This window comes from Pseudorhodoferax sp. Leaf265, assembly GCF_001422365.1.
Taxonomy (GTDB): domain Bacteria; phylum Pseudomonadota; class Gammaproteobacteria; order Burkholderiales; family Burkholderiaceae_C; genus Pseudorhodoferax.
This window is the reverse complement of the sequence record NZ_LMMT01000018.1, coordinates 1-25,909: the sequence shown is the minus strand read 5'-3', so window position 1 is coordinate 25,909 and position 25,909 is coordinate 1. Positions and strand designations below refer to the sequence as shown.

The window sequence follows — 25,909 nt, the reverse complement described above, 5'->3', positions numbered from 1 at the left end:
AACAAATGGCGCCAAGGGCAGGCAGCGATGACCATGCCGTTTTCGACGCCATCGGCGTCTTCCGTCACCAGCCCTGCAGCCGACCATGAAGCACACCCGCATCCGCCCGTTCAACACCAAGCTCACCTACCCCGAGCAGAAGCTGGACAACGACCTCTGCCAGGCCGTCGTCGCGCGGGGCAGCACCGTGTTCCTGCGCGGGCAGATCGGCCAGAACCTGGACACCTCCGAGAGCGTGTGCATCGGCGATGTGGCCGGGCAGGCCGAGCAGGCCATGGCCAACATCGCCATGCTGCTCAAGGAAGCCGGCGGCGAGCTGCAGGACATCTGCAAGATCACCATCTACCTCATCGACCCGCGCTACCGCGAAGCCGTCTACCTCGTGGTCGGCCGCTGGCTCAAGGGCGTGTTCCCGGTGTCCACCGGCATCGTGGTCTCGGCCCTGGCCAGGCCCGAGTGGCTGGTGGAGATCGACGCAACGGCCGTCATTCCTGATTGAGCGCCATGACCTTCTCCATCGTTGCGCGCTGCCCCGCCACCGGGCAGTTCGGTGCGGCCGTGGCCTCGTCCTCGCCCGCCGTGGCGGCGCGCTGCGTGCGCGGCCGCCAGGGCGTGGGCGCGGCCGCCAGCCAGAACATCACCGATCCCGAACTGGGCCCGCTGCTGCTCGATCTGATGGCCGCCGGCAAGACGCCCGAGCAGGCCGTGGCCGCGCTGCGGCAGCGCCCCTTCATCGACTACCGCCAGCTCATGGCGATCGACGCGCACCACCCGCCGGTGGTGTTCACGGGGGCCAACGCGCTGGGCACGCTGGCAAGCGCGGTCGGCACGCATGCGGCCTGCGCCGGCAACATGCTGCGCAGCCACGAGGTGCCGGCGGCCATGCTCGTCGCGTTCGAGCAGGCCGGGGGTGGGCTGGCCGAGCGCCTGATGCAGGCCATGCTGGCCGGCCAGGCGGCCGGTGGCGAGGAAGGGCCCGTGCATTCGGCCGGCCTGCTGGTCTATGGCGCACAGAGCTGGCCCGTCGTCGACCTGCGGCTGGACTGGGTCGAGGCCGACCCGGTGCAGGCGCTGTACGCCACCTGGAAGCTCTACGAGCCGCAGATGCCGGCCTACATCACGCGTGCGCTGGACCCGCGCGCCGCGCCCAGCTTTGGCGTGCCGGGAGACCTCTGAGAAGCGCGTCGCTACACTGGCCCGTTGCCATCCCGCGCCGCCCCGACGCGCCCTTCTGTACCGACATGCTCAACCGCGTTTCCCTGCGCCAGATGGAGTACTTCGTCGCGACGGCCAAGCACGGCAGCATCGCCGCGGCCTCCGCGCAGATCCACATCTCGTCGCCCTCGATCTCCGCGGCCATCGCCCACATCGAGAGCGAACTCAGCGTGCAGCTGTTCGTGCGCCATCCCTCCAAGGGGCTGGGGCTGACGGCCATCGGCACCCTGGTGTTGAACCAGTGCCAGGACGTGCTCGAACGCTCCTCGCGCCTGTACGAGATCGCGTCGGACTCCGGCGACGTGATGCAGGGCGCGCTGCGCGTGGGCAGCTTCCAGTCGCTGACGGCCATGATCGCGCCGGAGGTCATCTTCGGCTTCGCGCGCGCGTTCGAGAAGGTCGAGATGCAGATGGTGGAGGGCGACCAGGAAGTCCTCATGCACAAGCTGCGTGCGCTCGAGATCGACCTGGCCCTGACCTACGACCTGCGGCTGGACGACGACATCGCCTTCGAGAGCCTGGCCACGCTGCCGCCCTACGTGCTCGTGAGCGAGCTGCATCCGCTGGCGCAGCAGAAGGCCGTCACCTTCGAGGAACTCGCGCCGCAACCCTTCGTGCTGCTGGACCTGCCCATGAGCCGGGACTACTTCACCTCGCTGTTCGCCAGCGCCGGCGTGACGCCCAACATCGTGGCGCGCTCGCGCTCGGAAGAGGTGGTGCGCTCCATGGCGGCCAACGGCATCGGCTATGCGCTGTTCAACGTGCGGCCCAAGTCCAACCTGTCGCTGGACGGCAAGCGCCTGGTGCGCCTGCGCCTGGCCGGCAAGCACCGGCCCATGCTGCTGGGGCTGGCGACGTACAAGCCCGTGAAGCAGTCCCGGCTGACCCAGGCCTTCATGGACCGCTGCCGCGCCTACATCTCCGACCAGTACATCCCGGGCATGAGCGCGGCCAGCTTCTTCGACCCCCATCTGGTAGCGCCAGCGGCGCAACAGCCATGACCCCTGCCGCCTCTGCCAGCGTCGCCCTGTTGGAGACGTTGATCGCCTTTCCCTCGGTCTCGCTGCAGCCCAACGACGGGCTCATCGCCACGGTGCAGGACATCCTGGCCGCAGCCGGCATCGCCTCCACGCGCGCGCCGGATCCCGAGGACCCGCGCCGCACCAACCTGTTCGCCTCGGTCGGCCCCGAGGGCGTGCCGGGCGTGCTGCTGTCCGGCCACACCGACGTGGTGCCCGTGGAAGGCCAGCCCTGGACCTCGCCACCCTTCGAGGCCACGCACCGGGACGGCCGCATCTACGGGCGCGGCACGGCCGACATGAAGGGCTTCGTCGCCTGCGCGGTCATGGCGATGGTGGCGGCGGCCGGCCGGCCTCTGCAACGCCCGCTGCAGCTGGCACTGTCCTTCGACGAGGAGATCGGCTGCGTCGGCGTGCGCCACCTGCTGCGCCGGCTCGAAGGCCATCTGCCCGCGCCCACGCTGTGCATCGTCGGCGAGCCCACGCTGATGCGCATCGGCACCGGCCACAAGGGCAAGGCCGCCTACCGCGCGGTCTGCTGCGGCCAGGCCGGCCATTCGGGCCTGGCGCCGCAGTTCGTCAACGCCATCCACATGGCCAGCGACCTCGTGGCCTCGGCGCGCGAGGTGCAGCGCGAACTGGCCGCGACCGGCCCGCGCGAGGAAGGCTACGGCGTGCCGTACTCCACCGTGCACGTGGGCACCATCGCGGGCGGACGCGCGCTGAACATCGTGCCCAGCGAATGCGAGCTCAGCTTCGAGATCCGCAACGTCGCGCAGGACCAGCCCGCGCAGATCCTCGAGCGCATCCTGCAGCGCCTGGCCGCGCGCGTGCAGCGCGAGGCCCAGCATGCCGACGCGCCGCTGCCCGAGGTCACGCTGCGCAACAGCTACCCCAGCCTGGCCACGCCGGAGGACGCGCCGGCCGTCGGCCTGCTGCGCGCGCTGCTGCCCGCCGGCACGCCCACCACCCGGGTCGACTACGGCAGCGAGGGCGGCCTGTTCCAGCAGAGCTGGCAGCAGACGACCGTGCTGGTCTGCGGCCCCGGCAGCATCACGGTGGCGCACAAGGCCGACGAGTATGTCGAGCTGTCGCAGCTGCAGGCCTGCGACCGCATGCTGGCCGGCCTCGTCGACCACCTCTGCCGCTGATCAACCGAGCCGCAGGATGCTGCGGTCCACGGCGCGGATGTCGGTGCGGCCGCAGAAGGCCATCGACAGATCGAGTTCGGTGTGGAGGATCTCCAGCGCCTTGGCGACACCGGCCTCGCCCAGCGCACCCAGGCCGTACAGCATGGCGCGGCCGATGTAGGTGCCGCGCGCGCCGAGCGCGATGGCCTTGAGCACGTCCTGGCCCGAGCGGATGCCGCCGTCCATGTGCACCTCCACCTGCGCGCCGACGGCCTCGACGATGTGCGGCAGCATGGCGATGGACGAGGAGGCGCCGTCCAGCTGGCGTCCGCCGTGGTTGGAGACCACGATGGCGTCGGCACCGGCGGCCACGGCCAGCCGCGCGTCCTCGGGCTCCTGGATGCCCTTGACGATGAGCTTGCCGCCCCAGCGTTGCTTGATCCATTCCACGTCCTGCCACGACAGTCGCGGGTCGAACTGCTCGCGCGTCCACTCCACCAGCGAGCCGATGTTCTCCACGCCCTTGGCGTGGCCGACGATGTTGCCGAAGTGCCGGTGCCGCGTGCCCAGCATGTTCCAGCACCAGCGTGGCTTGCCGGCCAGGTCGACGAGGTTGCGCAGCGTCGGCCTGGGTGGCGTGGACAGGCCGTTCTTCTTGTCCTTGTGGCGTTGGCCGAAGACCTGCAGGTCCATGGTCACGACGAGGGCCGAGCAACCGGCGGCGCGCGCCCGGTCGATCAGGCCTTCGACGAAGCTGCGGTCGCGCAGCACGTAGAGCTGGAACCAGAACGGGTGGCGCCCCGTGGCCTCGGCCACGGCCTCGATCGGGCAGATGCTCATGGTCGACAGCGTGAACGGGATGCCGAAGCGCTGTGCCGCGCGCGCGGCCAGGATCTCGCCGTCGGCATGCTGCATGCCCGTGAGTCCGGTCGGTGCGATGGCCACCGGCATGCGCACCGGCTGGCCCACCATGGTGCTGGCGGTGCTCCGCTCGGTGATGTCGACGGCCACGCGCTGGCGGAACTCGATGCTGCGCAGGTCTGCCTCGTTCTTGCGGTAGGTGTATTCGGTCCACGAACCGGTGTCCACGTAGTCGTAGAACATGCGCGGCACGCGCTTCCTGGCCAGGACGCGCAGGTCCTCGATGCAGGTGATCTCGGGCATGGGCTCGCTCTCCTGAAAAAAATGAAAAGGGCCGCCGGATCGTCGCGATCCGGCGGCCCCTGCCGCACGCCTGCGGCGCGATCAGCTCTTCTCGTAGGACAGATAGCCCTGCTGCAGAAGAATGTGGTCGGCGATGTACTTGGCGTCGTGCCAGACGCCGTAGATGAACGACGAGGCGCGGTTCACGAGGTTCGGCAGCCCCAGGAAGTAGATGCCGCTTTCCGCCGAGATGCCGCGCTTGTGGTACGGCTCGCCGTTCTCGTGGAAGGCATTGACCTTGAGCCAGCTGAAGTCGAACTGGAAGCCCGTGGCCCACAGCACCGTGGTGATGCCGGCCTGTTGCAGGTCCAGGCTCAGGATGGGCTCGGTCAGGCAGGGCGGGTCGGCCAGCAGCTCCCAGGCCTCGGGCTCGGGCGGTAGCGGCAGGCCGTTCTCGGCGATGTAGGCATCGGCGTCGCGCAGCACGTCGAAGTAGGCCTGGTCGCCCTCGGCCACGTTCTTCGCCAAACCTTCTGCGAAACGCATCACGCCGTTCTCGTACGACTGGGTCAGGCCCACCAGTTCGATGCCGGCATGCGCCAGGCGCCGGAAGTCCACCGTCCGGCCGCCCTCGTAGCCGCTCACGGCGAAGGCGACGTGCTTCTTCTTGGGCTTGATGCGCACCTCGTCCCACAGACCGAGCGCGCCCAGCCACCAGCAGTAGTCGCGGCCACGGTAGGAGCGCGGCGGGCGGTAGTGTTCTCCGACCGACAGGTAGACCTTGCGGCCGGCCTGGCGCAGCTCCTCGGCGATCTGCGAGCCCGAGGCGCCGGCGCCCACGACCAGCACCGCGCCGTCGGCCAGCTGGCCGGGGTTCTTGTAGGCCGAGGAATGCAGCTGCGCGACGGGCGCGTCGGCCGGCACGATGGCGGGATAGGACGGCACCTGGAACGGGCCGGTGGCGGCCACTACGTTCATGGCCTCGATCACGCCTTCGGAGGTGCTCACCTTGAAACCCGGGCGGCCGCTGTGGCGCTCGACCTGCAACACCTCCACGCCGGTGCGCACGGGTGCCTTGAGCATGGCCGCATAGTCCTCGAAGTACTGGGCCATGCGCTCCTTGGGCGGAAAGGCCTCGGGCGACACGCCCTCGAACTTCAGGCCCGGAAAACGGTCGTGCCAGGCCGGGCCGTTGGCCACCAGCGAATCCCAGCGCTCCGAGCGCCAGCGCTCCGCGATGCGCTTGCGCTCCAGCACGAGGTGCGGCACACCCATGGCGGCCAGGTGCTCGCTCATCGCGATGCCGGCCTGGCCTGCGCCGACCACCAGGGTATTGATTTTCTCCACTGACATTTGGTATTCCTCAGAAGCATCGACGCTGGTGGCTTCGGCCGGGCGAGCCGGCGCCAGACACCGATGGGGGCCGAGTCTGATGAAGCGGGCTGCGTTTGAGAACCACGTTTTTCAGACGCAAGGCTTAGGAAAAAGCGAAGCGGCGCCGCCTGCATCCGGGGGTGCACCGCGGCCTGGGGAGAAGGCGTCTGTTTCGTTTTTTCCGAGGGGCGGCCTCAATTTCTGCAAAGGCCCGCAAGCGGCCGATTGGCTTATCGTGCCCGGCATGCATCCAGTCCCATCCGAGCCCGGCCCGGCCGCGGCCGACACGGCCGTCAGCCTCGAAGGCGTGGTCAAGAAGTACCGCGACCAGACCGTGCTGCACGAGGTCTCGCTGAAGATCCGGCGCGGTGAATTCCTGACCCTGCTGGGCCCGTCCGGCTGCGGCAAGACCACGCTGCTGAACCTGATCGCCGGCTTCGCCGAGGCCGACCGCGGCGAGGTCTTCATCGACGGCCGGCCCGTGACCAGCGAGCCGCCGCACAAGCGCCAGATCGGCCTGGTGTTCCAGAACTACGCGCTGTTCCCGCACATGACGGTGGAGCGCAACATCGGTTATGGCCTGCGCATGCAGGGCGTGCCCCAGGACGAGGCGGCCCGGCGTGTGCGCGACGCCATGGCCATGGTCAAGCTCGACGGCCTGGGCCACCGCAAGCCGCGCGAACTCTCGGGCGGCCAGCAGCAACGCGTGGCGCTGGCCCGCGCGCTCGTGATCCAGCCCAAGGTGCTGCTGCTCGACGAGCCCTTCTCGGCCCTGGACAAGAGCCTGCGCGGCTCCATGCAGGTGGAGATCCGCGAGATCCAGCGCCGCCTGGGCCTGACCACGGTGTTCGTCACGCACGACCAGGGCGAGGCGCTGGCCATGTCCGACCGCATCGCGGTGATGTCGGGCGGCGTGATCCGCCAGATCGCGCCACCGGCCGAGCTCTACCAGAACCCGCAGGACCCCTTCGTCGCGTCCTTCCTGGGCGACGTGAACATCTTGCCGGCCCACTACCACGGCCAGAGCGCGGGCGATGTGCAGCTGCGCCTGGGCTCGGGCCTGATCCGCCTGTCGCAGGACCGGCTGGTGGACGCCTCGCACGAGGGCGAGCGGCTGGACGTCTACGTGCGGCCCGAGCACCTGCGCATGGAGAACCTGCACCCCGCATCGGTGCTGAGCGGCACCGTGGTCCACCACGTGTTCCAGGGCGACCACATCAACACCTTCGTCGATGTGGACCTGCCGATGACCGCGCGCCAGATCCTCACCGTGCGCAGCCCGGGCCTGGCGGCCATGCAGCAGTGGCCGGTGGGTTCGGTGGCCGGCCTGGCACTGGCCCACGAAGGCGTGAGCGTCTTCAGTCCACGGCCATGAACGCCATGGCCGACGTGCTGCCATCCACCATGCAGGCCATCGTCGCCCGCGAACCCGGCGACGCCGGCGTGCTGGCGCTGGCCGAGCGCCCGGTGCCCGTTCCCGGCGCCGGCGAGCTGCTGCTGCGCGTGCTGGCCGCCGGCATCAACCGGCCCGACATCATGCAGCGCCAGGGCATCGCCAAGCCCGCGCCCGGCGCCACCGACGTGCTGGGCCTGGAGGTCTGCGGCGAGGTCGTCGCCTGCGGCACGGGCACCGATCCCGCGCTGCGGGGCCAGCGGCGCATGGCGCTGGTGCCGGGCGGCGGCTACGCGCCCTGGTGCGTGGCCCCGGCCGCGCACACGTTCGCGGTGCCGGCCCGGCTGTCCGACGCCGAGGCCGCGGCCCTGCCCGAGGGGCTGTTCACGGTCTGGCACAACCTGTTCGAGCTGGGCCGCCTGGCCATGGGCGAGACCGTGCTCATCCACGGCGCGGCCGGCGGCATCGGCACGCTGGCGGTGCAGATGGCGCACGCGGCCGGCTGTACCGTCATCGCGACCGCCAGCGACGCGGCCCGTTGCGCCGCGTTGCGGGCCCTGGGTGCCGACCTGGCGGTCTGCTGGCCCACCACGGACTTCGTCCAGGCCTGCCTGGACTTCACCGGGGGCTGCGGCGTGGACGTGGTGCTGGACATCGTGGGCGGCGACTACGTGCGCCGCAACCTGCAGGCCATGGCCTTCGGCGGCCGGCATGTGAGCCTGTCCTTCCTGCAGGGTTCGGCCGTCACGGTGGAACTGCTGACGCTGATGCAGCGCCAGCTGAGCCTGCACGCGTCCACCATGCGCCCGCAGACCCACGCCGAGAAGGCCCGCATGGCGCAGGCGCTGGCGCGCCATGTGCTGCCGCTGGTCGGCAGCGGGCGCATCGCGCCGCGCCTGCACGCCAGCCTGCCGCTGGCGCAGGCCGCGCAGGCCCACAGGCTGCTGGAAAGCGGCCAGGTGTTCGGAAAACTCGTCCTGGTGCCTTGACCATGCAGCTGCTCTATGCCCCCACCTCGCCCTTCGTGCGCAAGGTCATGGTCTGCGCCCACCTGAGCGGCCAGGCCGCACGCATCCAGTGGCTGGACAGTGCCGCCCACCCGGTGCGCCGCGATGGCCGCATCGCAGCGCACAACCCGCTGGCCAAGGTGCCCACGCTGATCCTGGACGACGGCCAGTCGCTCTACGACAGCCGCGTGATCTGCGAGTACATCGACAGCCTGGGCGGCGCCGGCATCTTCCCGGCCGCCGGCCCCGCGCGCTGGACGGCGCTGACACGCCAGGCCCTGGGCGACGGCCTGCTCGATGCCGCGCTGCTGGCGCGCTACGAGCTGACGGCGCGGCCTGCCGAGGTGCAGTGGCCGGTCTGGCGCGAGGCGCTGCTGACCAAGGTCGCGGCCTGCCTGCAGGCCATCGACGCTGCCGCGCCGGAACTGGCCACGGCAGCCCCGACGATCGGCGAGATCGCCATCGGCTGCGGCCTGGGCTACCTGGACTTCCGCTTCCCCGAGCTGGACTGGCGCAGCAGCCACCCCGCCGCGGCGCGCTGGCATGCCGGCTTCGCGCAACTGCCCGCCATGCAGGCCACCCTTCCCCACGACGCTTGAGAGCACCCATGCCCGACACCGCCACGCTCCCCCTCACGGTCTGGTTCCTGAACGGCCCCAACGCCAACCTCTACGGCCTGGACGCCAACAAGACCTACGGCAGCGACAGCTTCCCGCAGCTGCAATCGCGCTGCGAGCAGAAGGCCGCTGCACTCGGCGTGCAGCTGCGCTTCCTGCAGTCCAACCACGAAGGCCAGTTGATCGACTGGCTGCAGGAGGCACGCGGCGTGGCCGACGGCATCGTCATCAACGCCGCCGGGCTCACCTACACCTCCATCGCCATCCTCGACGCGCTGCTGGCCTTCCCGGGCAAGATCATCGAGGCCCACATGAGCAACATCTGGAAGCGCGAGCCCTTCCGCCACCACTCCTTCATCTCCAAGGCGGCCGACGGCGTGATCGCAGGCCTGGGTGGCGATGGCTACGAATTCGCCATCGAAGCCGTGGCGCGCCTGGTGCGCAAGAGCCGACCGGGCGGCTGAGGATGGGGACAAGCCTGGGCACCCTGGTCTTCTACAGCGATTTCGACGACTTCGACACCTGGAAGCATGCGCTGCAGGCGCAGCTCCCGGACCTGGAGGTGGTGCATTCCAGCGCCGTCGAACGGCTGCAGGACGTGCACTACGCGATGGCCTGGAAGCCACCCGAGGGCTTCTTCCGGCAGATGCCGAACCTGCGGCTCATCGTCAACCTGGGGGCGGGCGTCGATGCGCTGGTCGCGCGCAAGGACCTGCCCCCCGACGTTCCCATCACCCGGATCACCGATCCGCAGATGTCGCGCATGATGGCCGGCTACGTGCTGTTCGCCGTGCTGCGGCATGCGCGCGACATCCCGTACTTCGAGCAGGCGCAGCGGCGCGGCGCATGGGCCTATCGCCACCCGCGCGCGCCCGACGAGACCACGGTCGCGGTGCTGGGCCTGGGCCAGCTCGGCGCCACGGCCGCCCACGAACTGCAGCGCCAGGGATTCAGGACGCTGGGCTGGTCGCGCAGCCCGCGCCAGATCGAGGGCGTGGCCTGCTTCTCGGGCATGGAAACGCTGGATGCGGTGCTCGGCCAGGCCGACATCGTGGTCCTGATGCTGCCGCTCACGCCGCAGACGCAGAACCTGTTCGACCGCACGCGCCTGGAGCGCCTGCGGCCCGGCGCCGCGTTCGTGAATGTCGCCCGGGGCGCGCTGGTCGACCAGGCCGCGCTGACGGCACTGCTGCAGAGCGGCCACATCGGCAGTGCGACGCTGGACGTCTTCGAACGCGAACCCCTGCCGGCCGCCGATCCGTTGTGGGGCATGCCCCATGTGCTGATCACGCCGCACCTGGCCTCGGTCGCCATCCCGTCCTCGTCGGCCCGGCAGATCGCGGCCAACATCCTGCGCGTCGCGGCCGGCGAGCCGCCGGACAACCGCATCGACCGATCGCGCGGGTACTGAGAGGGGCGGGCACACCGGCCTGTCAGACAACGCCGCATTCGGCTGCGCCTGGCGGCGGTTCCCGCCTGGGCGTGGCTATAGTGGCGCGGGACATTCTGCCCGATGACTTCTCCAGCGCCCCCACCAATGCAGTTGGCCCAGCTTGACGAGGAGATGCGCTACCGGTTGCTCGTCGAGGCCGTCACCGACTACGCGATCTACATGCTCGATCCCGAGGGCCGGGTGGTCAGCTGGAACGCCGGTGCGCAGCGCCTGAAGGGCTACACGCCAGCGCAGATCCTGGGACGCAGCTTCTCCAATTTCTACACCGAGGCCGACCGCGCCGCCGGCCTGCCGGCGCGGGCCCTCATGACGGCCGCCACGCAGGGCCGCTTCGAAGCCGAAGGCTGGCGCGTGCGCCGCGACGGCAGTTGCTTCTGGGCCTTGGTGGTCATCGATCCGATCCGCGGCGAGGACGGTTCCATCATCGGTTATGCCAAGGTCACGCGCGACCTGACCGAGCGCCGTGCCGCCCAGCAGGCACTGGAGCAGGCGCGCGAGGCCTTGTTCCAGTCGCAGAAGCTCGACGCCATCGGCCAGCTCACGGGCGGCGTGGCGCACGACTTCAACAACCTGCTCATGGTGGTGATGTCCAGCCTGAGCCTGGCCAAGCGCCGGCTGCCCGACGACCCCAAGCTCGCGCAGCTGCTGGACAACGCGCTCAGCGGCGCGCGGCGCGGCGCGGCGCTGACGCAGCGCATGCTGGCCTTCGCGCGCCGCCAGGACCTCAAGCCCACCGTGGTGCACCTGCCGGCGTTGGTTGGCGGCATGGCAGACCTGCTGGCGCGCAGCCTGGGCAGCATGGTGCAGTTGCAGACCGAGTTTCCGCTGGCGCTGTGCCCGGTGCGCGTGGACGCCAACCAGCTCGAGCTGGCGCTGCTGAACCTGGCCGTGAACGCGCGCGACGCCATGCCCGACGGCGGCCGCCTGCTGCTGCAGGCGCAAGAAGAAACGGTGGCCGTGGACGGCCACCTCGCGCCCGGGCGCTATGTGCGCCTGGTGGCGGCCGACAGCGGCAGCGGCATGGACGCGGCCACGCTGGCGCGGGCGACCGAGCCCTTTTTCACGACCAAGGGCGCGGGCAAGGGCACGGGCCTGGGACTGGCCATGGTGCACGGCCTGGCCGCCCAGTCGGGTGGGCGCTTCATGCTGCAAAGCCAGCCGGGCGAGGGCACCACGGCCACGCTGTGGCTGCCGGCTGCCGCGGGAGACGAACCGGTGGACGGGCCCGCCCGCGATGGCGCCACGCTGGCCAGCACCCGCCCGCTGCGCGTGCTGGCCGTGGACGACGACGTGCTGGTGCTGACCAACACCGCGGCCCTGTTGGAGGAGCTGGGCCACACGGTGCTGCAGGCCGGCTCGGGCGACGAGGCCTTGCGCCTGCTGGACGGGAACCCGGCGATCGACCTGCTGGTGACCGACCACGTGATGCCGCGCATGACCGGCGCGCAGCTGATCGCCGCCGCCCTGCAGGCGCGGCCGCAGCTGCCCGTGGTGCTGGCCACCGGCTACGCGGAGTTGCCGCCCAGCCTGCCGTTCTCGGCCGTGCGGCTGGCCAAGCCCTTCGACCAGGCAGCGCTGGCGCAGGCCATCGCCCAAGCCGTGGCACCGCGCTGACGGCGGCGCCAGCGCCCGGCGGCGTCCTACGCGTGGCCGCGACCATGCGCGCTGCCAGCGGCGCGCGATGCCGTGCAGTATCCGACGCATGGACCGTGCTGATGCTCCCCTGGTGGTCTTTCTGGTGGAAGACAACGCTCTGATCCGCGACAACCTCATCGTCGCGCTGGAAGAACTCGTGGACATGCGCGTCGTGGCCTGGGCCGAATCGGAAGGCGATGCCGCCGAGTGGCTGCGCGCGCATCCCGACGGCTGGCAACTGGCCGTGATCGACCTGTTCCTGCGCGAGGGCTCGGGCCTCGGCGTGCTGGAGGCCTGCCGTGCGCGCAACGGCCGCCAGCGTGCCGTGGTGCTGACCAACTACGCCGATGTCGACATCCGCGCCCAGTGCCTGGCACTCGGTGCCGACGCCGTGTTCGACAAATCCACCGAACTCGACGCCTTCCTCGAATTCTGCGAAAGCTGAGGACGCCCGTTCAGCGCCGGCGCGCGAACTGGCGCTGCGCGAATGCCCAGACCAGCCGCGAGGCGTCCGGCCCCTGTGGATCGCCGTAGGACTGCGCGGCCGTTCCGCCGCTCCAGGCGTGGCCCAGGGCCGGTATCTCCACCAGCGAGGCCACGGTGTGCTGGCGCACGCGGTAGTCGGTGATGTGCATGGCATGGCGTTTGCCGCGTTGCACCGCGCGCGTGGTGCACGGCAGCGCCTGCGCTGCCTGGGCCCATGCCGAGGCAGCCGCTTCGCCGTTGCGCGGGGCCACCACGCGGTCGCGCCCGCCCTGGATCACGAGCAGGGCGGGCCAGCGCGCCAGCATGTCCTCGGGCGTTGCGGCCAGGGCGTCGGCCGCGCCATGGCCGGCCATCGCGCGCAGGGCCGAGGCGGTGCTGTCCGCCACGCCCGGCGGCACGCCCGAGTGCATGGCCACGGCCTGGAAGCGCTCCGGGTAGCGGGCCGCGACCAGCGCTGCCATGCCGGCCCCGGCCGACAGGCCGGCGATGGCCACGCGCGTGCGGTCGCCACCGTACAGCGTGCAGACCTGGTCGACCGCCTGCAGGATCAGCGCCGCCTCGGCAAAGGCCCGCTGCGTGCGCGTCTCATACCAGTTCCAGCAACCATTGGGATTGGCCAAACGGTCCTGCTCGGGATAGAGCACGGCGAAGCCGGCGCGCGCGGCGAGCAGGTGCATGCGCGTGCTGTCGGCAAAGCGAGCGGCATTCTGGTCGCAGCCGTGGAGCATCACCACCACCGGGATGCGCTGGCCCGGCTTGCGGCCCGCCGGCAGGAACAGCCGGTAGCGCCGCTTGCCCACCGGCGCCACGGCCACGCCCACCAGCCAGCGCCCGGCCGAGGGCTTGGCCGCGGCTTTGGCCGTCGGTGCGGCCTGGGCCGGCGTGCGCACGGTGCGGGCCTTGGCGGGCTTGGTGGTCTTCACCAACACCGCCTTGCTGCGCCGCGGCTTGGGCGGCATCAGCGGTGCCAGGCTGCTGGTGAACAGCCGCGTGAGGGTCTTCAGGGTCTTGCGTCGGAGCATGGAGTGTGTGATGGCGGCCGTGGAAGGGCGGGTAGCCACACACGCCTTGCAGCCAGTGTGCCAGTGTCGCGTGTCCGGGGCCCGCGGCGCCCGCCCGTGGCCGGCGCAGGCCGCCGCGCCAGGCACCGGCCGGCGCCCGAATCGGCCTGCGCCTACACCGCCCGCACGCTGGGGGGGCCGAGCATGGTGACTTGTTCCACGACACCCAGGAGTCGCCATGTCCAAGCAGCCCTCGTCCACCCGCAGCGACATGGACGGCGAGCCGCAGGCGCAGGCCCACGGCAAGGTCGCCAACGACCGCAACCAGCCTACGCCCGGCGGCGCCACCCAGGTCCACCAATCGCAGCGCTCGCCGGCCAGCCGCAACGACCGCGCGTCGCAGATCGGGTCGGGCAACCAGGTGCGCAGCCGCCAGGGCAGCAAGGGACGCTGAGCCCACGCCACCCCGTGGCCTGCGGGGCCCGGCCTGTCCGGATCACGCGGGCATGCGCAGGTCCGGGTGCGCGCGCAGCGCCTCGGCCAGGTACTCGGCGAACACGCGCACCTTGGCGGGCACGTGCTGGCGGTCGCGGTAGCACAGGAAGAATTCCAGCGGCTCGGGGTCGATGCGCGGGGCCTTGCGGCTGCGCGTGCTCTGCGTGAACAGCGGCTCCAGCCGGCCTTGGGCGATCAGCGGCCTGGCGATGAACCAGCCCAGCCGCGTGATGCCCGCCCCGTGCATGGCCAGCATGGCCAGCGTGTCGACGTCGTTGGCCACGGCCGCGGCGCGCAGTTCCGGCACCACGCGCGTGCCCTCGCGCAGGTAGGGCCAGGGCATGACCTTGCCGTCGACCTCCATGCGGTAGAGCAGGCAGTCGTGCTGCGCCAGGTCCTCGGGCGTGGCCGGTCGCCCGCGCCGCTCCAGGTAGGACGGCGCGGCGCAGAACACCATGGGCACGGCCGCGATGCGGCGCACCACCATGCCGGGCTCCAGCGCATGGCTGTAGCGGATGCTGATGTCCACGTCTTCCTTGAGTGCGTCGACCTGCCGGTCGACGATGAGCAACTCGGTCGTCACGCGCGGATGGGCCGCCATGAAGCGCGGTAGCAGCGGCGCCAGCATGCTGCGGCCGAAGGCGGTCGCGCAGGAGATGCGCAGCCGCCCCTGCGGCTGGCCCTCCAGGTCGGCGATGTCGGATTCGGCCATCTCCAGCTGTGCGAGCACGGGCGCCACGCGGGCGCGGTAGAGCTCGCCCGCATTGGTCAGCGCGAGCGAACGCGTCGTGCGCGTGAGCAGCCGCGTGCCCAGCGCCTGCTCGAGCCGTGCGATGTTCTGGCTCGCGGCCGCGGGCGTGATCCCCAGCTGGCGCGCGGCCGCCGCGATGCTGCCGCCGTCGACGGCCTTGAGGAAGGTTTCGATGCCGCGCAGCTGGAGCATGGAAAAAAGCCTGTAGGTGAGGATGCTGATTCGATAGTTTAGACATCGACTGCAGCAGGCGATCCGGGTCTACCGCGCAGCGTTGCGCGGCCCTAGAGTGCGGTCCGCGCGTTCGCTTTCCGATTCCTTTTCATCGCTTTCAAGACACCATGCTTTCGCAAACTGCTTCTCCCCGCACCTGGAAACTTCCCAAGCGCATGGCGCCCGTGGCGTTCGCGTTCTACATGGCCTGCATCATGGCCTTCCTCATGAGCATGGTGATCGTCGCCGCCAACGGTGGTGTCGACGCGCGCTTCCTCGACCGCGTGCTGGCGTCCTATGCGCTGGCGATGCCGGCGGCCTTCGCCAGCGTGATGCTGGTGCGGCCCGTGGTCCTGCGCCTGGTCGGCTGGACCGTGCACGCCTGATCTACAGGCGCTGCTGTGTGCCGGCGTCGAACAGGTGCACGAGTTCGGGCGCGATACCCAGGCTGATCGCGTCGCCGGGCTTGACCAGCAAGCGGTCGTGCACCAGGGCCTGCACGGCCTGGCCGTGCGACTCGCAGGCCAGCAGCGTGTCGGCGCCGCTGAACTCGACGACCTTGACCTCGCAGGCGATGCCGGGTGTGCCGACTGTCTGCACCTGGAGGTGTTCGGGCCGCAGGCCCAGCAACACCTTGCGGCCTTCGAGGTTCTGCGCCGACGCGGGCAGCGGCACCGCGCCGCCCAGCGTGCCGGCGCTTGCGCCCTGCACCGTGGCCGGCAGCAAGTTCATGGACGGCGAGCCGATGAAGGTCGCCACGAAGGCGTTGCCGGGCCGGTCGTACAGCTCCACGGGCGTGCCGACCTGCTCGACCAGCCCATCGCGCAGCACCACGATGCGGTCGGCCATGGTCATGGCCTCGACCTGGTCGTGCGTGACGTAGACCGAGGTGGTCTTCAGGCGCTGGTGCAGCGCGCGGATCTCGGTGCGCATCTGCACGCGCAGCTTGGCGTCCAGGTTGGACAACGGCTCGTCGAACAGGAAGACCTTGGGGTCGCGCACCATGGCGCGGCCCATGGCCACGCGCTGGCGCTGGCCGCCCGAGAGCTGCTTGGGCAGGCGGTCGAGCAGCGCGTCCAGCCCCAGCATGCGCGCGGCGCCGGCCACCTTCGACGTGATGGCGTCCACCGCGGTGCCGGCGATCATGAGGCCGAAGCCCATGTTTTCGCGCACCGTCATGTGCGGGTACAGCGCGTAGGTCTGGAACACCATGGAGACCTCGCGCTGCTTGGGCGGCAGCTCGTTGACCACGGTGTCGCCGATGCGGATCTCGCCCGTGGTGGGCGCGTCCAGCCCCGCGATCATGCGCAGCAGCGTGGACTTGCCGCAGCCGCTGGGGCCGACGAAGACCGCGAATTCGCCGTCGCCAATCGCGATGTCCACGCCCTTGATGACCTTCGTCTCCGCGAAGGATTTGGTGATGCCCGACAGGGTGACCGATGCCATATCAGTGCCATCCCCCCAGGCGGCTTCGCCGCTCCCCCCTTCCGCTGCGCGAAGGGGGGCGCACCCAGCGGCCTGGCAGAGCCAGTTCCGCGGGTGCCCTGGCATGGCCTGCTCCGCGGCCTTCGGAATCGTGGTTCATCAGATCTCCGTTGACGATGTACATGACGCCTCTACTTCACACTGCCGGCCGTGAGGCCGCCGACGATTTCTTTCTGAATCACCAGCGTGAGGACCAGCACCGGCAGCGTGACCAGCAGCGCCGCGGCCGCCAGCGGCCCCCAGGCGATCTGCTCGAAGGTCAGCACGTTGTAGATGGCCACCGGCAGCGTGCGGGTCTCGCGCCCGGCCAGCACGGCGCCGAAGATGAAGTTGTTCCACGAGAAGATGAAGGCCAGGATGGCCGCGACCGTGATGCCGGGCCGCGCCAGCGGCAGCGCGATGTGGCGAAAGCGCTGCCAGGGCGAGCAGCCGTCCATGAGCGCGGCCTCGTCCAGCTCCAGCGGCAGGGTCTCGAAGTAGCCCGCGACGATGTAGACCATGATGGGCACCGTGATCACGAGGTGCGTGATCACCACGGGCGCCAGCGTGCCCGTGAGGCCCAGCGCCTGGAACAGCGTGAACAGCGGAATCAGGAAGCTGATGGCCGGCGTCATGCGCGCGATCAGGATGGTCAGCAAGAGCTTCCTGGCCTTGAGCCGCGCGATCCCGTAGCCGGCCGGCACGCCGATCAACAGCGCCACCAGCGTGGCCAGGCCCGAGACCGTGATGCTGTTGAGGAAGTACTGGAAGAACGGCCCGCTGTCGAACACCTTGCGGAAATTGTCCAGCGTCGGCGGGCTCGGGATGAACACCGGCGGGTAGGCCAGGTTGTCGACCTCGTTCTTGAACGCCAGCGACAGCATCCACAGGAAGAAGCCGATGGCGGGCGAGACCAGCAGGAACACGCAGAGCGCCAGCAGCGCCTTGTCGATGAGCTTACGCGTCATAGCGGGACCGTTCCTTGAGCCAGAACAGCAGGAGGCTGAGCGCTACAACCAACACGAAGAACACCACCACGACCGCCGACGCCTTGCCGATCTGGTAGAACGAAAACGCCTGCAGGTACAGGTACAGGTTGATGGTTTCCGACGAGGTGCCGGGCCCGCCCTGCGTGATCACGTAGATGGTGTCGAAGGTCTTGAGCGCGTCGATCAGGCGCACCACGGCGGCCACCATGATGAAGGGCATGAGCAGTGGCAACGTCACGTAGCGCAGTGTCTGCCAGCGCGTCGCGCCCTCCATGTGCGCGGCCTCGAACGGGTCGGCCGGCAGCGAGGCCAGGCCGCCCAGCACGATCAGCATCACCAGCGGCGTCCACTGCCAGATGTCGACCAGCACCAGGCAGGGAATCGCCAGCATCGGCGAGTAGACCCACTCGCTGGGCGGGATGCCGACCAGCGACAGCAGGTAGTTCAGCACGCCCTGCTGCGGGTGGAACATCATGACCCAGACCAGCGCAATGGCCACCGGCGTGGCCATCATGGGCAGCACGAAGGCGCCGCGCCAGAAGCCGCGGCCCGCGAACTTCTGGTGGAACACCAGCGCGGCCGCCGTGCCCAGCACCAGCGGCGCCATGACCGCCAGCGCCGTGAACACCAGCGTGTGCAGGATGGACGTGAGAAAGCGCGTGTTGGTCGCCAGCTCCAGGTAGTTCGCCAGGCCCACGAACTGCGCCTTGGAGCCGATCTTCCAGTCGAACAGGCTCATCCACAGCGTGAACATCCACGGGAAGACGATCACGGCCAGAACCACCAGCACGGCCGGCAGCACGAACCACAGGAAGGGCGAGACGCGCTTGCGCATCAGCTCTCCGACTTGGCCAGCACGGGGGCGAACTCGGCCGTGGCCTTCTTGAGTTCGGCCGCCACGTCGGCACCGGTCAGCATGTTGTTGAGCGCGATGCCGTACACATCGCGGAACTCGGTCACGGGCTCGATGATGGGCAGGCCCGGCTTGGCGATGCGCAGCGACTCGGCCACCGCCGTGAGCCAGGCGGCCGGCACCTTGAGGTTGGCGATCGCATCCTTGTCGCCATAGGCCGACAGCCGCACCGGCGCGCCCGAGCCCGTGGCCAGCATGCGCGCCTGCATGGCCTTGTTGGTGGCCCAGACGATGTACAGGAAGGCGGCCTCCTTCTTCTTGGAGAACGAGGAAACGCCGATGCCGTCACCGAAGGTGGCCGAGACCTGGGCCTTGGGGCCGGGCGGCATCACGCCGTAGCCGACCTTGCCGACCACCTTGGACTTGGTGGCGTCTTCCAGCGGCGGTGCGAAGCCCGAGCCGTCGATCCACATCGCGGCCTTGCCCTGCAGGAAGAGGCTCTGCGATTCGTTCCAGTTGTAGCCCGCGATGCCGGCGGGACCCGTGGTCTTGAGCAGGTCGCGGTACAGCGTGGCCGAGGCGATGGCCTCGGGCGTCTCCGTCGCGAGCTTGCCACTGGCGTCGAAGAACTGGCCCCCCCAACCCAGGAAGAAGCCGGTCCACAGCGGCACGTTGGCATTCTTCAGGCCCCGGCCGACGAAACCCGCGATGCCGTTGGCGGGGTCGTGCAGCTTCTTGGCGGCCTCCAGGATCTCGGGGTAGCTCTTGGGGTAGGCCACGCCCTTGGCCGCGAACAGCTCCTTGTTGTAGTACAGGATCCAGGGGTCCAGGTTCAGCGGCAGGCTGTCGATGCGGCCGTCGCTCTGCGTGGCGTAGAACATGCCGCCCGTGGAGTAGTCCTTCTGGTCGAAGTCCGGCGGCGCGGCGCTGGCGAACAGCGGGCGCAGGTCTTCCATCCACTTGCCCTTGGCGAACTGGCGCTTTTGCACGTGGTAGGACAGGTGCACCACGTCGAAGCTGGTGCGGCCCGAGTTGAACTCGATCACCGTCTTCTGGCGCGACTGCTGCTCGGGCATCTGCTCGGCGCCGACCTTGATGCCCGTGAGGTCCTCGAACTCCTTCTGGTGGCGCTGCAGCAGCTCGCCGCGCGGGCTCTTGATCAGGTGCACCTCGATGCTGGTGCCGGCGTGGCGCTTCCAGTCGAAGTTGCCCTGGGCGAAGAGGGGGGGCAGCGCGCCGATGGCGGTGGCGCCGGCGGCGGCCTGCAGCAGTTCACGGCGCTTGAAGGCGGGATGGGTCATGGCTTGTCTCCGTTGGTGTGTCTACAGGGTCGCGAAATCCTGGCCCAGCGCGCGGTAGGCCGCGCGCACGGCCTGGGCCTCGGCCGCATCGAGCGGCGAGAGCGGGGCGCGCACATGCAGCCAGTCGTCGTCCCCCAGCTGCTCGGCCAGCGCGGTCTTGTAGGCGCTGACGAAGGGCATGTCCGGGCGCACGCTGAGCAGAGCGAGCAGGCCTTGCATGAGCGTGCGGTCCGCCGCTGAGACCTCGCCTGGCCGCGACACCACGCGGCGCATCAGGTGCGGGGCCAGGTTGGCCAGGCCGTTGACGGAGCCGGCACCGCCGGCCAGCATGACCGGTGCGACATCGGGCTCGGCGCCGACCAGCGTGCCCAGCCGCGGGAATGCCTTCACCAGCGCGAGCGCGTGTGCGCGGTCGCCCGTGCTGTCCTTGATGCCGACCACCACGCCCGGGTGTGCGTCGGCCAGCGTGGCGATGGCGGCATGGCTGAAGCCCACGTTGCTGAGCGAGGGGAACTGGTACAGCAGCACGCGCAGCGCGTCGCTGCCGATGCCACGCACCATCTGCGTCACGGCATCCACCACGCCCGCGTCGCGCGGGTGGTTGAAGTAGAAGGCCGGCATGTACAGCTGGCGCGTGCAGCCCAGCGCGAGGGCATGGCGGCCCAGCGTGACGGCGTCGCCGAGCGCGCAGGCCGTGGTGCAGACGATGACTTGCTCGGGCCGCGCGCCATCGGCCAGAACGGCTTCGAGCAGCGCCTGGCGCTCGGCCACGGTCAGGGCCGGGCCCTCGCCCGTGGTGCCGAACAGCGTGATGCCGTCGCTGCCGGCGGCCAGCATGCGGCGTGCCTGCGCCAGCGTGCGGCCGGTGTCGACGGCGCCGCTGGCCGTGAAGGCCGTGGCCAGGGCCGGCCACAGGCCGGTGAGTGCGTGCTCCATCAGGAATGTCTCCTCTCGAATGGCGGGAGCGCGGCGGCACCGGGGCCGGCCAGCGCGCGGACGCGGGCGCTGTCGAGGTGGGCCTCCAGCAGGCGCCAGGCGGTGTCGGCATCGCGCTGCTGCAGCGCCGCGATGAACTGCAGGTGTTCCTGCATCGCGGGGACCAGGCCGGCCGGCGTGAGCACGGCCTGTTCGAGCCGGATCAAGCGGATGCGCAGGCTGTTGACGCGGTAGATCTCGGACAGGATTTCATTGCCCAGGGCGTCCACCATGCGGTCGTGCAGGCCCCAGTCCACGGCCTGGGCGTCGTCCAGCAGCGCACCGTCGGCCTGGCCGGCCCGGGCACGGGCCAGCACGGCTTCGTGTGCGGCTGCAATGGCCGCCAGTTCCGCATCGGACACCACGGCCACGAAATGGCGCACCGCCTCGCGCTCGATCATGGCGCGCAGCTGGAAGGCGTTGCGCACGAGCTTGAGGTCCACATGCGCGATCTGCAGGCCGCGCTGCGGCACGGTCTTGACCAGGCCGGCCGCCTCCAGGCGCGGGATCATCTCGCGCACGGCGCCCAGCGGCATGTCCAGCAGCGTCATGAGTTCGCGCTGCGAGACGAACTGGCCCGGCTTGATGCCGCCGGCCAGGATCTGCTGCGTGAAGCCCTGGTAGGCGCGCGCGCGCTGGCTGGTCGGCTCGGGGGCGACCACCGCCAGGCGGCGCGGCTTCGTCACTGGAGGACGCCCTTCTTCAGAAGGATGTTGGCGTAGGTGCGCGTGTCGCCGGTCGCGACGACGGCGAAGGCCTTGGCCGCGCGCTCGTAGAAGGCGTAGCGCTCCAGCGCGCCGGGCGCGGCCTCGCCATGCCGGGCCAGCACCTCGGTGAACTGCGCGACGGCCGGCGGCACCTCGTCGGCCCGGCCGACCACCTGCATGGTGCAGGCCGGCTGCTGCACGAAGTTGTCCAGCGGCAGCAGCGAGAGCACGGCATCGAGCACCGCGTCGGCAGACACCCCGGGCAGGCGGATCAGCCGCTGCGCGTGCGTGGCGGCCGGGAAGAAGGCGTCGGCCAGCACGATCTCGTCGCCATGGCCCATGGACGCCAGCGCGTGCAGCAGGTCGGGCGAGAGCAGGGGGGACAGGTTCTTGAGCATGGGCCGCGCATGGTGCCCAGCGGGCCGGCTTTGTCCCATCGGCAGATGCCCTGTTGACGGACTGACATGTTAGTCATAGGGTCAGCGACATTTTTCCTTGAGGAGACTGTCCGATGCCGCTTGCGCCTGTGACGCGCTTTCCCGCCTGCAACGACGGCCTGCGCCTGGGCCTGGGCGGTGCGCCGCTGGGCAACCTGTTCCGCGCCGTGCCGCCGGCCGAGGCCCAGGCCGTGCTGGCCGCGGCGCTGGACCACGGCTGCCGCAGCTTCGACACCGCGCCGCACTACGGCAACGGGCTGTCGGAGCAGCGCTTCGGCCAGGCGCTGCGTGGGCTGCCGCGCGAGCGCTTCGTGCTGTCCAGCAAGGTCGGCCGCCTGCTGCGTCCGGAGGCCCAGGCCGCGCGCGACCAGAACGGCTACGTGGACGTGCTGCCGTTCACGCAGCGCTGGGACTATTCGGCCGCCGGCACGCGCCGCAGCGTGGAGGACAGCCTGCAGCGCCTGGGCCTGGCGCGGCTGGACGTGGCCTACGTGCACGACTGCGACGCCGCCACGCATGGCGCGGCCTACCCGCGGGTGCTGGCCCAGGTGCTGGGCGAGACCCTGCCCACGCTGCGCGCACTGCAGCGCGAGGGACTGGTCGGTGCCATCGGCCTGGGCGTCAACGACGTGCAGGTCTGCCTGGACGTGCTGGCCGGTGCCGACATCGACTGCCTGCTGCTGGCCGGCCGTTACAGCCTGCTCGACCACAGCGCACTGCCGGCCCTGCTGCCGCTGTGCGTGCAGCGCGGCGTGCGCATCGCGCTGGGCGGCGCATTCAACTCCGGCATCCTGGCCACGGGCGTGCTGGGCGGGGCCGAGCCGCGCTTCAACTACGCGCGCGCGCCGCAGGCCTGGATCGAGCGCACGGCCGCCATCGAACGCACCTGCGCCGACCATGGCGTGCCGTTGCGGGCGGCGGCGCTGCAGTTCCCGCTGGCGCATCCGGCCGTGGACATCGTCGTGGCCGGCGCGCAGGACCTGGCCCAGTGGCAGGACAGCCGCGCCATGCTGGCCCAGCCGATCCCGGCTGCGTTCTGGCAGGCGCTGCGCACCCAGGGCCTGCTGCCGCACGACGCTCCTACGCCATGATCGACGCGCATTTCCACATCTGGCGGCTGGACCGCGCCGACTACGGCTGGCTCACGCCGGCGCTCGGCCCCATCCACCGCGACGTGGGTTTGGCCGACTGGCGCGCCGTGAGCGCGCCCTGTGGCGTGCAGGGCGGCGTGCTCGTGCAGGCCGCGCCGACCGAGGCCGAGACCGCGTTTCTTCTGCAGGAGGCAGAGCAGGTGCCCGCGGTGCTGGGCGTGGTCGGCTGGGTCGACCTGCTGGCCGGCGACGCGCCCGCGCGCATCGAGACGCTGGCGCGCCGGCCTAAGCTCAAGGGCCTGCGCCCCATGCTGCAGGACATCGCCGATCCGGACTGGATCCTGCAAGGCGGCTTGCGCCCCGCGCTGGCCGCCATGGCGCGCTGCGGCCTGGTGTTCGACGCGTTGGTGCAGCCGCGGCACCTGCCGCGCATCCTGCGCCTGGCCGAGCGCCACCCGGACCTGCGCATCGTGATCGACCATGGCGCCAAGCCGGCCATCCCCGGTGACGCCGCGGGCTGGGCGGCCTGGACGGAAGGCCTGCAGGCGCTCGCGGACGAGACGGCCGCCTTCTGCAAGCTCTCCGGCCTGTGGACCGAGGCCACCACGGGCGCGCCGGTCGATGTGCTGGAGCGCCACGCGCGCTGGCTGCTGCAGTGCTTCGGCCCGCAGCGCTGCCTGTGGGGCAGCGACTGGCCCGTGCTGGAACTGGCGGGCCGCTACGATGCGTGGCTGGCCGCGGCGCGGCAATGGGTTGCGCCACCCGACCAGGCCGCCGTGTTCGACGCCACGGCGCGGCTGGCCTACGGCCTCTGAAAGGAACCCCGCATGCTGATCACCACCACCCCCTCCATCGAAGGCAAGCGCATCACCCGCTACTGCGGCGTGGTCGCAGGCGAGGCCATCCTCGGCGCCAATGTCTTCAAGGACATGTTCGCCGGCATCCGCGACCTGGTCGGCGGCCGCTCGGCCACCTACGAGCGCGAGCTGCAGCGCGCCCGCGACATCGCCATGCGCGAACTGCAGGAGCGTGCGCAGGAAGCCGGCGCCAACGCCGTCGTCGGCGTGGACCTGGACTACGAGGTGCTGGGCCGCGACAACGGCATGCTGATGGTCTCGGCCAGCGGCACGGCCGTGGTCGTCGAGTAGGGCGCCCGCGCGCCCATGCCCGCCTTCGACGACGAGGCCATCACGCTGCGCCAGCTGCAGGTGCTGCTGGCCTTCATGGAAACCGGCAGCCTCGCGCGCGCGGCCGAGCGGCTGCAGACCAGCGCCGTCAGCGTGCACCGCGCGTTGCACGCGCTGGAGGAGGCGTTGCGCTGCATGCTGTTCCGCCAGGAGGGCCGCAACCTGGTGCCCACCGCCGCGGCCCAGCGCCTGGCCGAGATGGCGCGCGACATGGACCGGCTGCTGGCCGACGGCGTGCGTGCCACGCGCGAGATCGCCGGCTATGCGGCCGACCGCCTGCGCATGGGCTCCATGTACTCGCTGACCAGCCGCGCCGTGCCGGCCCTGGTGCTGGGCATGAAGCAGCGCAAGCCCGAGGTGCAGACCGAGCTCATGCTGGGCTCCAACGCCGACCTGCTGGCCAAGCTGCGCGAGGGCGCCATCGACGCCGCGCTGATGGCCGTGCCGGCCGGCGCGGCCGACGTGGAGTCCGAGCCGCTGTTCGAGGACGAGACCTTCTTCGCCGCGCCCGCGCAGTCGGCCTACGCTGCGATGGACGAGGTCGACCTGGGCGCTTGCGTGGAGGAGCGCTTCGTGAGCCTGGGCGCCGGCTTCGCCACGCACGACAGCTTCGTCGAGGCCTTCCGCATCGCCGGCTTCGCGCCGCAGATCGCCATGCACACGGGCGACATCTACTCGCTCATGAACCTCGTGGACGGGCGCGTGGGCTGCACGCTGCTGCCCGGGCGCGTGCGCAGCGTGCTGCCGGCCAATGTGCGGCTGGTGCCGCTGCAGTCGCGCTTTCGCGTGCGGCAGACCATTGCGTTGAACTTCCTGCGCTCGCGCGAGCGCGATCCGAACCTGCTGGCGCTGCTGGCGGTGTGCCGGATGTTGAAGTCGTCGCTGCGGTGAGGCGGTGGGTGGTGCGCGCGTGTTGCCTGGCTCCGGCGCACGAGGCCATCTGATCCGTAGTTTTTCCAGCGGACTGCGTCGGGTGCCGGCTGCGGGAGGCTGGCAATGTTCTGCAGCAGACAAAACATCACCAGGAACGACGCAGCATCATGGATTGGGTCCCCATCGCTTTCATTGCATTCAAGGTGCTGGTCTTCGGCACGTGCATGTTCTTCTCCATCAAGTGGCACTACGACCAAGGGAACAAGAAGAAATGACGAAAGCGGCGGGCTGCAAGCGCGGGCAGAGGGAGCAGTCAGCCGCGCACGGGGAATCTCTGGCTGGAGAGTTGTCGAGAAGGCGGCGCAGATTCTTCTGCGCGGCAAGGCAGTCCGCTTGCAGCCGATGTTTTGATGTCCTGTGGTGGGTGGATCATGGCCGCTGCGCTTCTCGGCCATTACCGCTTTGCGCCCCGAAGCGACGGTCACGGCTCTTGGCTGGTCCCCAAAGCAGTCGCCAGTTGATTCCTTGGCAAGCAGCGAGCGGCACCAAAGACGGTGATCAGGTCTTCCGGCTGCAGAACCTAGCGGAGCTGCCATTTGCCGACTAGCGCGTTGCTGTGGCCCGCGTCGGGCAGCAACGAGGGAATGGTGGGGTGCTCGACCGGCATGCCCAGCGTTGTGTTCCCTTTGCTGCCGGCGCTGATGGGCTCTTCGGCCGCACCGCGCAGCCGGTACGAGTGTATGTGGCCGACAACGCGGTGAACCTGCTGGCGCGCACGCTGGCAACGACTCGCCAATCTCGGCTGTCGACGCCCGCGTGGCGCTGAGCTTGTGTTCCCCAATTGTCATGCGGATCTCGATCAGCAGATCGCTCGCCGAGCGACCGAACGCTCCTTCGAATTGCCGGATGAACGTCGCGCGGCGTGCCGCACAGTGCGGCACGCCGGCCTAGGGACGAGGGAGCTTGCGGTTGTACGAACAGCGCCGCCACTGCAGGCCCCAGTGAGATAGCCCCCTGATTCCCCGGCCCCGTCCTGTCGCTTATCTTTGGAGATAGGAACAGGACAGTGCATATGACTAGGCATACGGAGTCAGTAGAGG

Annotated in this window: 28 protein-coding genes and 1 pseudogene; 17 read left to right on the top strand and 12 right to left on the bottom strand. The window is 70.2% G+C overall.

What is annotated here, in order from left to right; all coding sequences use genetic code 11:
- The first annotated feature begins 85 nt into the window (after nt 1-85).
- The 4 genes from ASF45_RS17110 to argE all read left to right on the top strand — a co-directional run bounded on the left by ASF45_RS17110 (nt 86) and on the right by argE (nt 3,385).
- Entirely contained in the window at nt 86-499 is a 414-nt protein-coding gene (locus tag ASF45_RS17110; protein ID WP_056665074.1) for a RidA family protein, read from the top strand.
- 5 nt (nt 500-504) lie between these two features.
- Nucleotides 505-1,176: a DUF1028 domain-containing protein gene (locus ASF45_RS17105; protein ID WP_056665072.1), complete on the top strand. Its 672-nt coding sequence runs from the start codon at nt 505-507 to the stop codon at nt 1,174-1,176.
- A 65-nt stretch (nt 1,177-1,241) separates the two neighbouring features.
- The gene (locus ASF45_RS17100) at nt 1,242-2,216 is read left to right on the top strand and encodes a LysR substrate-binding domain-containing protein (RefSeq protein ID WP_056665068.1); all 975 of its coding nucleotides are present in this window, start codon (nt 1,242-1,244) and stop codon (nt 2,214-2,216) included.
- Entirely contained in the window at nt 2,213-3,385 is a 1,173-nt protein-coding gene (gene argE, locus ASF45_RS17095) for an acetylornithine deacetylase (RefSeq protein ID WP_056665065.1), read from the top strand. Before ASF45_RS17100 ends, argE begins: the two co-directional genes overlap by 4 nt.
- Here argE and ASF45_RS17090 read toward each other — a convergent pair whose 3' ends face one another.
- On the bottom strand, nt 3,386-4,528 hold the full coding sequence (locus ASF45_RS17090; RefSeq protein ID WP_056665062.1) for an alpha-hydroxy acid oxidase: 1,143 nt from the start codon (nt 4,526-4,528) through the stop codon (nt 3,386-3,388).
- A gap of 81 nt (nt 4,529-4,609) precedes the next feature.
- The gene (locus ASF45_RS17085) at nt 4,610-5,860 is read right to left on the bottom strand and encodes an NAD(P)/FAD-dependent oxidoreductase (protein WP_056665059.1); all 1,251 of its coding nucleotides are present in this window, start codon (nt 5,858-5,860) and stop codon (nt 4,610-4,612) included.
- A 265-nt stretch (nt 5,861-6,125) separates the two neighbouring features.
- Here ASF45_RS17085 and ASF45_RS17080 point away from each other — a divergent pair, with 265 nt between their 5' ends.
- The 7 genes from ASF45_RS17080 to ASF45_RS17050 all read left to right on the top strand — a co-directional run bounded on the left by ASF45_RS17080 (nt 6,126) and on the right by ASF45_RS17050 (nt 12,431).
- Nucleotides 6,126-7,256, top strand: coding sequence for an ABC transporter ATP-binding protein (locus tag ASF45_RS17080; protein WP_056665226.1), 1,131 nt, complete (start codon nt 6,126-6,128; stop codon nt 7,254-7,256).
- A complete protein-coding gene (locus ASF45_RS17075) occupies nt 7,253-8,263 on the top strand; it encodes an NAD(P)H-quinone oxidoreductase (RefSeq protein WP_235580948.1) in 1,011 nt (336 codons plus the stop codon). The genes ASF45_RS17080 and ASF45_RS17075 overlap by 4 nt, the downstream gene beginning before the upstream one ends.
- A 2-nt stretch (nt 8,264-8,265) precedes the next feature.
- A complete protein-coding gene (locus ASF45_RS17070; RefSeq protein ID WP_056665056.1) occupies nt 8,266-8,880 on the top strand; it encodes a glutathione S-transferase in 615 nt (204 codons plus the stop codon).
- A gap of 8 nt (nt 8,881-8,888) precedes the next feature.
- Nucleotides 8,889-9,362: a type II 3-dehydroquinate dehydratase gene (locus ASF45_RS17065; protein ID WP_056665052.1), complete on the top strand. Its 474-nt coding sequence runs from the start codon at nt 8,889-8,891 to the stop codon at nt 9,360-9,362.
- Between the two features lie 2 nt (nt 9,363-9,364).
- Nucleotides 9,365-10,309: a glyoxylate/hydroxypyruvate reductase A gene (locus ASF45_RS17060; RefSeq protein ID WP_056665049.1), complete on the top strand. Its 945-nt coding sequence runs from the start codon at nt 9,365-9,367 to the stop codon at nt 10,307-10,309.
- A 126-nt stretch (nt 10,310-10,435) separates the two neighbouring features.
- The gene (locus ASF45_RS17055) at nt 10,436-11,965 is read left to right on the top strand and encodes a PAS domain-containing sensor histidine kinase (protein WP_056665046.1); all 1,530 of its coding nucleotides are present in this window, start codon (nt 10,436-10,438) and stop codon (nt 11,963-11,965) included.
- A gap of 88 nt (nt 11,966-12,053) precedes the next feature.
- Entirely contained in the window at nt 12,054-12,431 is a 378-nt protein-coding gene (locus ASF45_RS17050; protein ID WP_056665042.1) for a response regulator, read from the top strand.
- A gap of 10 nt (nt 12,432-12,441) precedes the next feature.
- Here the strand turns inward: ASF45_RS17050 and ASF45_RS17045 are convergent, their stop codons facing one another.
- On the bottom strand, nt 12,442-13,494 hold the full coding sequence (locus tag ASF45_RS17045) for a PHB depolymerase family esterase (RefSeq protein WP_063887706.1): 1,053 nt from the start codon (nt 13,492-13,494) through the stop codon (nt 12,442-12,444).
- 217 nt (nt 13,495-13,711) lie between these two features.
- Between ASF45_RS17045 and ASF45_RS17040 the strand changes: the two genes are divergently transcribed.
- Entirely contained in the window at nt 13,712-13,927 is a 216-nt protein-coding gene (locus ASF45_RS17040; protein WP_235580947.1) for a hypothetical protein, read from the top strand.
- A gap of 42 nt (nt 13,928-13,969) precedes the next feature.
- Here ASF45_RS17040 and ASF45_RS17035 read toward each other — a convergent pair whose 3' ends face one another.
- Nucleotides 13,970-14,911, bottom strand: a complete 942-nt coding sequence (locus tag ASF45_RS17035) for a LysR family transcriptional regulator (RefSeq protein WP_056665039.1) — start codon at nt 14,909-14,911, stop codon at nt 13,970-13,972.
- Between the two features lie 149 nt (nt 14,912-15,060).
- Between ASF45_RS17035 and ASF45_RS17030 the strand changes: the two genes are divergently transcribed.
- Nucleotides 15,061-15,318 carry a DUF2798 domain-containing protein gene (locus tag ASF45_RS17030; protein ID WP_056665036.1) on the top strand — a complete coding sequence of 86 codons (258 nt, stop codon included), beginning with the start codon at nt 15,061-15,063 and terminating at the stop codon, nt 15,316-15,318.
- A gap of 1 nt (nt 15,319) precedes the next feature.
- On the opposite strand, the gene ASF45_RS17025 is transcribed toward ASF45_RS17030, so the two are convergent.
- The 7 genes from ASF45_RS17025 to ASF45_RS16995 all read right to left on the bottom strand — a co-directional run bounded on the left by ASF45_RS17025 (nt 15,320) and on the right by ASF45_RS16995 (nt 21,619).
- Entirely contained in the window at nt 15,320-16,378 is a 1,059-nt protein-coding gene (locus ASF45_RS17025; protein ID WP_056665034.1) for an ABC transporter ATP-binding protein, read from the bottom strand.
- A 170-nt stretch (nt 16,379-16,548) separates the two neighbouring features.
- Nucleotides 16,549-17,364 (bottom strand): carbohydrate ABC transporter permease, encoded by an 816-nt coding sequence (locus ASF45_RS17020; protein WP_056665031.1) that lies wholly within the window; start codon nt 17,362-17,364, stop codon nt 16,549-16,551.
- Entirely contained in the window at nt 17,354-18,220 is an 867-nt protein-coding gene (locus ASF45_RS17015; protein WP_056665028.1) for a carbohydrate ABC transporter permease, read from the bottom strand. The genes ASF45_RS17020 and ASF45_RS17015 overlap by 11 nt, the downstream gene beginning before the upstream one ends.
- Entirely contained in the window at nt 18,220-19,539 is a 1,320-nt protein-coding gene (locus tag ASF45_RS17010) for a sugar ABC transporter substrate-binding protein (RefSeq protein ID WP_056665025.1), read from the bottom strand. The genes ASF45_RS17015 and ASF45_RS17010 overlap by 1 nt, the downstream gene beginning before the upstream one ends.
- 21 nt (nt 19,540-19,560) lie before the next feature.
- The gene (locus ASF45_RS17005; RefSeq protein WP_056665023.1) at nt 19,561-20,475 is read right to left on the bottom strand and encodes a dihydrodipicolinate synthase family protein; all 915 of its coding nucleotides are present in this window, start codon (nt 20,473-20,475) and stop codon (nt 19,561-19,563) included.
- Nucleotides 20,475-21,200 (bottom strand): GntR family transcriptional regulator, encoded by a 726-nt coding sequence (locus ASF45_RS17000; protein ID WP_235580946.1) that lies wholly within the window; start codon nt 21,198-21,200, stop codon nt 20,475-20,477. The genes ASF45_RS17005 and ASF45_RS17000 overlap by 1 nt, the downstream gene beginning before the upstream one ends.
- Nucleotides 21,197-21,619 carry an RbsD/FucU family protein gene (locus ASF45_RS16995; RefSeq protein WP_056665020.1) on the bottom strand — a complete coding sequence of 141 codons (423 nt, stop codon included), beginning with the start codon at nt 21,617-21,619 and terminating at the stop codon, nt 21,197-21,199. The genes ASF45_RS17000 and ASF45_RS16995 overlap by 4 nt, the downstream gene beginning before the upstream one ends.
- 113 nt (nt 21,620-21,732) lie before the next feature.
- Here ASF45_RS16995 and ASF45_RS16990 point away from each other — a divergent pair, with 113 nt between their 5' ends.
- From ASF45_RS16990 to ASF45_RS16975, 4 genes are read left to right on the top strand one after another with little or no spacing between them, the layout of a single operon-like run.
- Complete coding sequence (locus ASF45_RS16990) at nt 21,733-22,749, top strand: aldo/keto reductase (protein ID WP_056665017.1); 1,017 nt, start codon at nt 21,733-21,735, stop codon at nt 22,747-22,749.
- On the top strand, nt 22,746-23,564 hold the full coding sequence (locus ASF45_RS16985) for an amidohydrolase (RefSeq protein ID WP_056665014.1): 819 nt from the start codon (nt 22,746-22,748) through the stop codon (nt 23,562-23,564). Before ASF45_RS16990 ends, ASF45_RS16985 begins: the two co-directional genes overlap by 4 nt.
- A gap of 12 nt (nt 23,565-23,576) precedes the next feature.
- Complete coding sequence (locus ASF45_RS16980) at nt 23,577-23,897, top strand: heavy metal-binding domain-containing protein (protein ID WP_056665011.1); 321 nt, start codon at nt 23,577-23,579, stop codon at nt 23,895-23,897.
- A 15-nt stretch (nt 23,898-23,912) separates the two neighbouring features.
- Nucleotides 23,913-24,827, top strand: a complete 915-nt coding sequence (locus ASF45_RS16975; RefSeq protein ID WP_056665007.1) for a LysR family transcriptional regulator — start codon at nt 23,913-23,915, stop codon at nt 24,825-24,827.
- Between the two features lie 568 nt (nt 24,828-25,395).
- On the opposite strand, the pseudogene ASF45_RS36515 reads toward ASF45_RS16975, so the two are convergent.
- Nucleotides 25,396-25,548: pseudogene (locus tag ASF45_RS36515) on the bottom strand (twin-arginine translocation pathway signal protein); the annotation flags it as partial.
- Nucleotides 25,549-25,909 lie beyond the last annotated feature (361 nt).

Coding starts and splice junctions, on each gene's coding strand:
- ASF45_RS17110 (WP_056665074.1), top strand. CDS start 86: ATGAAGCACACCCGCATCCGCCCGTTCAACACCAAGCTCACCTACCCC.
- ASF45_RS17105 (WP_056665072.1), top strand. CDS start 505: ATGACCTTCTCCATCGTTGCGCGCTGCCCCGCCACCGGGCAGTTCGGT.
- ASF45_RS17100 (WP_056665068.1), top strand. CDS start 1,242: ATGCTCAACCGCGTTTCCCTGCGCCAGATGGAGTACTTCGTCGCGACG.
- argE (WP_056665065.1), top strand. CDS start 2,213: ATGACCCCTGCCGCCTCTGCCAGCGTCGCCCTGTTGGAGACGTTGATC.
- ASF45_RS17090 (WP_056665062.1), bottom strand. CDS start 4,528: ATGCCCGAGATCACCTGCATCGAGGACCTGCGCGTCCTGGCCAGGAAG.
- ASF45_RS17085 (WP_056665059.1), bottom strand. CDS start 5,860: ATGTCAGTGGAGAAAATCAATACCCTGGTGGTCGGCGCAGGCCAGGCC.
- ASF45_RS17080 (WP_056665226.1), top strand. CDS start 6,126: ATGCATCCAGTCCCATCCGAGCCCGGCCCGGCCGCGGCCGACACGGCC.
- ASF45_RS17075 (WP_235580948.1), top strand. CDS start 7,253: ATGAACGCCATGGCCGACGTGCTGCCATCCACCATGCAGGCCATCGTC.
- ASF45_RS17070 (WP_056665056.1), top strand. CDS start 8,266: ATGCAGCTGCTCTATGCCCCCACCTCGCCCTTCGTGCGCAAGGTCATG.
- ASF45_RS17065 (WP_056665052.1), top strand. CDS start 8,889: ATGCCCGACACCGCCACGCTCCCCCTCACGGTCTGGTTCCTGAACGGC.
- ASF45_RS17060 (WP_056665049.1), top strand. CDS start 9,365: ATGGGGACAAGCCTGGGCACCCTGGTCTTCTACAGCGATTTCGACGAC.
- ASF45_RS17055 (WP_056665046.1), top strand. CDS start 10,436: ATGCAGTTGGCCCAGCTTGACGAGGAGATGCGCTACCGGTTGCTCGTC.
- ASF45_RS17050 (WP_056665042.1), top strand. CDS start 12,054: ATGGACCGTGCTGATGCTCCCCTGGTGGTCTTTCTGGTGGAAGACAAC.
- ASF45_RS17045 (WP_063887706.1), bottom strand. CDS start 13,494: ATGCTCCGACGCAAGACCCTGAAGACCCTCACGCGGCTGTTCACCAGC.
- ASF45_RS17040 (WP_235580947.1), top strand. CDS start 13,712: ATGTCCAAGCAGCCCTCGTCCACCCGCAGCGACATGGACGGCGAGCCG.
- ASF45_RS17035 (WP_056665039.1), bottom strand. CDS start 14,911: ATGCTCCAGCTGCGCGGCATCGAAACCTTCCTCAAGGCCGTCGACGGC.
- ASF45_RS17030 (WP_056665036.1), top strand. CDS start 15,061: ATGCTTTCGCAAACTGCTTCTCCCCGCACCTGGAAACTTCCCAAGCGC.
- ASF45_RS17025 (WP_056665034.1), bottom strand. CDS start 16,378: ATGGCATCGGTCACCCTGTCGGGCATCACCAAATCCTTCGCGGAGACG.
- ASF45_RS17020 (WP_056665031.1), bottom strand. CDS start 17,364: ATGACGCGTAAGCTCATCGACAAGGCGCTGCTGGCGCTCTGCGTGTTC.
- ASF45_RS17015 (WP_056665028.1), bottom strand. CDS start 18,220: ATGCGCAAGCGCGTCTCGCCCTTCCTGTGGTTCGTGCTGCCGGCCGTG.
- ASF45_RS17010 (WP_056665025.1), bottom strand. CDS start 19,539: ATGACCCATCCCGCCTTCAAGCGCCGTGAACTGCTGCAGGCCGCCGCC.
- ASF45_RS17005 (WP_056665023.1), bottom strand. CDS start 20,475: ATGGAGCACGCACTCACCGGCCTGTGGCCGGCCCTGGCCACGGCCTTC.
- ASF45_RS16995 (WP_056665020.1), bottom strand. CDS start 21,619: ATGCTCAAGAACCTGTCCCCCCTGCTCTCGCCCGACCTGCTGCACGCG.
- ASF45_RS16990 (WP_056665017.1), top strand. CDS start 21,733: ATGCCGCTTGCGCCTGTGACGCGCTTTCCCGCCTGCAACGACGGCCTG.
- ASF45_RS16985 (WP_056665014.1), top strand. CDS start 22,746: ATGATCGACGCGCATTTCCACATCTGGCGGCTGGACCGCGCCGACTAC.
- ASF45_RS16980 (WP_056665011.1), top strand. CDS start 23,577: ATGCTGATCACCACCACCCCCTCCATCGAAGGCAAGCGCATCACCCGC.
- ASF45_RS16975 (WP_056665007.1), top strand. CDS start 23,913: ATGCCCGCCTTCGACGACGAGGCCATCACGCTGCGCCAGCTGCAGGTG.